At 68.7% G+C, this 5,350-nt stretch carries 3 protein-coding genes; 1 reads left to right on the plus strand and 2 read right to left on the minus strand.

The window, feature by feature from the left end; genetic code table 11:
* The coding region (locus AOK03_RS15410; RefSeq protein ID WP_244177625.1) for a heavy metal translocating P-type ATPase at nucleotides 1–1,041 on the plus strand (1,041 nt) is incomplete at its 5' end.
* Nucleotides 1,042–1,453: 412 nt separating this feature from the next.
* On the opposite strand, the gene AOK03_RS15415 is transcribed toward AOK03_RS15410, so the two are convergent.
* Both AOK03_RS15415 and recD2 read right to left on the minus strand, forming a co-directional pair.
* The gene (locus AOK03_RS15415) at nucleotides 1,454–2,752 is read right to left on the minus strand and encodes a citrate synthase (RefSeq protein WP_055565825.1); all 1,299 of its coding nucleotides are present in this window, start codon (nucleotides 2,750–2,752) and stop codon (nucleotides 1,454–1,456) included.
* 133 nt (nucleotides 2,753–2,885) lie between these two features.
* Complete coding sequence (gene recD2 / locus AOK03_RS15420; protein ID WP_425264380.1) at nucleotides 2,886–5,171, minus strand: SF1B family DNA helicase RecD2; 2,286 nt, start codon at nucleotides 5,169–5,171, stop codon at nucleotides 2,886–2,888.
* Nucleotides 5,172–5,350 lie beyond the last annotated feature (179 nt).

A 5,350-nucleotide genomic window follows, 5' to 3' on the forward strand; every position in this document is an offset into this window, starting at 1 on the left:
CCGACCGCCCTCATGGTCGGCACCGGCCGCGGCGCCCAACTCGGCATCCTCATCAAGGGTCCCGAGGTCCTGGAGTCCACGCGCCGCGTCGACACCGTCGTCCTGGACAAGACGGGGACGGTGACGACGGGCCGCATGGAGCTGACGGACGTACACGTCGCCGGGGACACCCAGGAGCGGCTCCTGCTCCGCCTCGCGGGCGCCCTGGAGCACGCCTCCGAGCACCCGGTGGCCCGCGCCGTCACGGCGGGCGCCGCCGAGCGCCTCGGTCTCGCCGCCGGGGAGCTGCCGACGCCCGAGCGGTTCGAGAACGTCGCCGGGGCCGGGGTGCGCGGCACGGTGGAGGGGCACGAGGTGCTCGCCGGCCGCGAGCGGCTCCTCGCGGAGGCGGGCGTGACGGGCCTGGAGGCCGTGGCGAAGCTGCGGGACGACGCGGAGGCCGCCGGGCGCACGGCGGTCCTGGTCGCCTGGGACGGCGCCGCACGCGGCGTCCTGGCCGTCGCGGACGCCGTGAAGGAGACCAGCGCCGAGGCGGTGCGCGAGCTGCGCTCGCTCGGTCTGACACCGGTGCTGCTCACCGGCGACAACCGGGCCGTCGCCCGGACGGTCGCCGACGCGGTGGGCATCGCCCCGGACGCCGTGTTCGCGGAGGTCCTGCCGCAGGACAAGGTCGATGTCGTGCGGCGGCTGCAGGGCGAGGGCAAGGTCGTGGCGATGGTCGGGGACGGCGTGAACGACGCGGCCGCGCTCGCCACCGCCGATCTGGGTCTCGCGATGGGCACCGGCACGGACGCGGCCATCGAGGCGAGCGACCTGACGTTGGTGCGCGGGGACTTGCGGGTCGCGGCCGACGCCATCAGGCTCTCCCGGAAGACCCTCGCCACCATCAAGGGCAATCTCTTCTGGGCCTTCGGCTACAACGTCGCCGCGCTGCCGCTCGCCGCGGCCGGTCTCCTCAACCCGATGATCGCGGGGGCCGCGATGGCCTTCTCCTCGGTCTTCGTGGTCACGAACAGTCTTCGTCTGAGGACGTTCACATAACGTCTTCACACGGTCGTTTCAGCATCTTCACCCCGTTCCCGAGATCCACATATCGGGGATCTTGCGCATCTACTGGACATATGCAGGAGACGCAGATCACAGTGATTGCAACGTAACCATTGAGGGGAGTCGCGAGTCTAATGGGGCGATGCAGGAAGATGTCTTGGGGGACGTCTTCCGACATCGAGGGACATCTTGGGGGATGTTCCTGGAAATTGCGTTGCCGGGGCACGTGCACCGGGGAGCTTTGAGCGGCCCTCCCGTACGTACGCGTCCCGGCAGACCGCAGGGCGACCACAGACGCCCGGCCGGATCCCGTGGGGGGAATCCGCACCGGGAAAAAGGGAAGCGCCCCGACCGTCGACCCGTGGGGGGATCGATGGCGGGGCGCTTTCCGCTCTGTCGGGGAGGCTCAGCGGCCCTCGACGGGGACGAAGTCGCGGAGGACCTCACCCGTGTAGATCTGGCGCGGGCGGCCGATGCGCGAACCCGGCTCCTTGATCATCTCGTGCCACTGGGCGATCCAGCCCGGCAGCCGGCCGAGGGCGAACAGGACCGTGAACATCTCGGTCGGGAAGCCCATGGCGCGGTAGATCAGGCCCGTGTAGAAGTCGACGTTCGGGTAGAGCTTGCGCTCGACGAAGTAGTCGTCGGCCAGCGCGTGCTCTTCCAGCTTCAGGGCGATGTCGAGCAGCTCGTCGGACTTGCCGAGCGCCGAGAGGACGTCGTGCGCCGCCGCCTTGATGATCTTCGCCCGGGGGTCGAAGTTCTTGTAGACGCGGTGCCCGAAGCCCATGAGCTTCACGCCGTCTTCCTTGTTCTTCACCTTGCGGATGAAGGTGTCGACGTCGCCGCCGGAGGCCTGGATGCCTTCCAGCATCTCCAGGACCGACTGGTTGGCGCCACCGTGCAGCGGGCCCCACAGGGCCGAGATGCCGGCGGAGATCGAGGCGAACATGTTCGCCTGCGAGGAGCCGACCAGACGCACGGTGGAGGTCGAACAGTTCTGCTCGTGGTCCGCGTGCAGGATCAGGAGCTTGTCGAGCGCGGAGACCACGACCGGGTCCAGCTCGTACTCGGCGGCGGGCACCGAGAAGGTCATGCGCAGGAAGTTCTCGACGTAGCCGAGGTCGTTGCGCGGGTAGACGACCGGGTGGCCCTGCGACTTCTTGTACGCGTAGGCCGCGATCGTCGGGAGCTTGGCGAGCAGGCGGATCGTCGAGAGGTGACGCTGCTTCTCGTCGAACGGGTTGTGGCTGTCCTGGTAGAACGTCGACAGCGCGCTGACCACCGACGACAGCATCGCCATCGGGTGGGCGTCGCGCGGGAAGCCGTCGTAGAACCGCTTGACGTCCTCGTGCAGCAGGGTGTGCTGCGTGATCTCGTTCTTGAAGGTGGCCAGCTCGTCGACCTTCGGCAGTTCGCCGTTGATCAGGAGGTACGCCACCTCGGTGAAGGTGGAGCGCTCGGCCAGCTGCTCGATCGGGTAGCCGCGGTACCGGAGGATGCCCTGTTCACCGTCGAGATAGGTGATGGCGGATTTATAGGCGGCGGTGTTGCCATAGCCGCTGTCCAGGGTCACCAGACCGGTCTGGGCGCGGAGCTTCCCGATGTCGAAGCCCTTGTCGCCGACGGTCGACTCGATCACCGGGTAGGTGTACTCGCCATCGCCGTACCGCAGTACTACACCGTTGTTAGCGTTCTCGCTCACGTCATCCCTCACCGACGTTGTGCCTCTTCTTCGAGGTGCCCTGACTGTCTCTACCATCCCCCATTTGGCCCTGGAGAGTGCACTCGGGGTCGACCATTGGGCCTATTGGCGGCACTCAGTGCCGCCAACCTGCTCATCCTGCCCCCTTCGCCCCGGTTCCGGAAGTGCTGTGTGACCTTTCCGACTCGTTTGATCGATCAAAACGTCCAGGGCCTGTCCCGCGGCGCCCCGAAAGCCGGAAATCCAGGGCCGTACAGCGCCTTCCCGCGGACACCGTGCGCACTGCCTGCCCCAGAGCCTTGCGCGAACCGACCAGGACGACCAGCCTCTTGGCGCGTGTCACGGCGGTGTAGAGCAGATTGCGCTGCAGCATCATCCACGCGCCGGTGGTGACCGGGATCACCACCGCCGGATATTCACTGCCCTGCGAGCGGTGAATCGTCACCGCATAGGCGTGCGCCAACTCGTCCAGCTCGTCGAAGTCGTACGGGACTTCCTCGTCCTCGTCGGTGCGGACGGTGAGCCGCTGCTCGTCGGCGTCGAGGGCGGTGACGACACCCACCGTGCCGTTGAAGACGCCGTTCTGCCCCTTTTCGTAGTTGTTGCGAATTTGGGTGACCTTGTCCCCCACCCGGAAGACCCGGCCGCCGAACCGCTTCTCGGGCAGGTCGGGCCTGGCGGGTGTGATGGCCTGCTGGAGGAGGCCGTTGAGGTTTCCGGCGCCGGCGGGGCCGCGGTGCATGGGCGCGAGGACCTGCACGTCGCGGCGCGGGTCGAGGCCGAACTTCTTGGGGATGCGGTGCGCGGCGACGTCCACCGTCACGCGGCCCGCGTCCTCGGTCTCGTCCTCGACGAAGAGGAAGAAGTCCTTCATGCCCTGGGTGATGGGCGGGACGCCGGAGTTGATGCGGTGGGCGTTGGTGACGACGCCCGACTCCTGGGCCTGCCGGAAGATGCGGGTGAGACGGACGGCGGGGATGGGGCTCTCCTCGGCGAGCATGTCCCGCAGCACCTCGCCCGCGCCGACGCTGGGCAGCTGGTCCACGTCGCCCACGAAGAGCAGATGGGCGCCGGGCGGGACGGCCTTCACCAGCTTGTTGGCGAGCAGCAGGTCGAGCATCGATGCCTCGTCGACGACGACCAGGTCGGCGTCGAGCGGCCGCTCCTTGTCGTACGCCGCGTCTCCGCCGGGCTTCAGTTCGAGCAGGCGGTGCACGGTGGAGGCCTCGGCTCCGGTGAGCTCGGCGAGGCGCTTGGCGGCGCGGCCCGTGGGGGCGGCGAGGACGACCTTGGCCTTCTTGGCGCGGGCCAGCTCGACGACGGAGCGGACCGTGAAGGACTTTCCGCAGCCTGGCCCGCCGGTCAGGACGGCGACCTTCTGGGTCAGGGCGAGCCGGACCGCTTCCTTCTGCTCGGGCGCGAGGTCGGCCCCGGTGCGGGCCGCGAGCCAGGCGAGGGCCTTGTCCCAGTCGACGTCCCGGAAGGCGGGCATGCGGTCGTCGCCGGTCTTCAGGAGGCGCAACAGCTGTCCGGCCAGGGACAGTTCGGCGCGGTGGAAGGGGACGAGGTAGACCGCGGCGATGTCGTCGCCGCCGTCCGGGTCGGGGAGCGGCTCGCGGACGACGCCCTCCTCCTCGCCGGCCAGCTCGGCGAGGCAGTCGATGACCAGGCCCGTGTCGACCTGGAGCAGCTTCACCGCGTCCGCGATGAGGCGCTCCTCGGGGAGATAGCAGTTGCCCTGGTCGGTGGATTGCGAAAGGGCGTACTGCAGGCCCGCCTTGACGCGCTCCGGGCTGTCGTGCGGGATGCCCACGGACTGGGCGATGCGGTCGGCGGTGAGGAAGCCGATGCCCCAGACGTCCGAGGCGAGGCGATAGGGCTCGTTCTTCACCACGGAGATCGACGCGTCCCCGTACTTCTTGTAGATGCGCACGGCGATGGAGGTGGAGACGCCGACCCCCTGGAGGAAGACCATGACTTCCTTGATGGCCTTCTGCTCCTCCCAGGCGGCGGCGATCATCTTCGTCCGCTTGGGGCCGAGCCCGGGCACTTCCACCAGGCGCTTCGGCGCGGTCTCGATGATGTCGAGGGTGTCCACGCCGAAGTGGGTGGTGATCCGGTCGGCCATCACCGGGCCGATGCCCTTGATCAGGCCGGAGCCGAGATAGCGGCGGATGCCCTGGATGGTGGCGGGCAGCACCGTCGTGTAGTTCTCGCAGGTGAACTGCTTGCCGTACTGCGGGTGGGAGCCCCAACGGCCCTGCATCCGCAGTGACTCGCCCGCCTGGGCGCCGAGCAGCGCGCCGACGACGGTGAGCAGGTCACCGGAGCCGCGGCCGGTGTCGACCCGCGCGACCGTGTAACCCGTCTCTTCATTGGCGTACGTGATGCGTTCGAGGACCCCCTCGAGCACCGTCATCGCCGGACCTGGACTCGACATGATCCGACGCTACCGCCCGGCACCGACAGCGCGGCGGGCCGGTGGACAACTACGAGCCGAACAGCGCGGGGAACGCGGGGAACTACGAAGGGGTCCGGCCTCCCAGCCGGACCCCTTCGGGTTTCCCTCCCCTGTCAGAACTGGTGATCCCCCCGGAT

The organism is Streptomyces atriruber (genome assembly GCF_001418325.1).
GTDB lineage: Bacteria > Actinomycetota > Actinomycetes > Streptomycetales > Streptomycetaceae > Streptomyces > Streptomyces atriruber.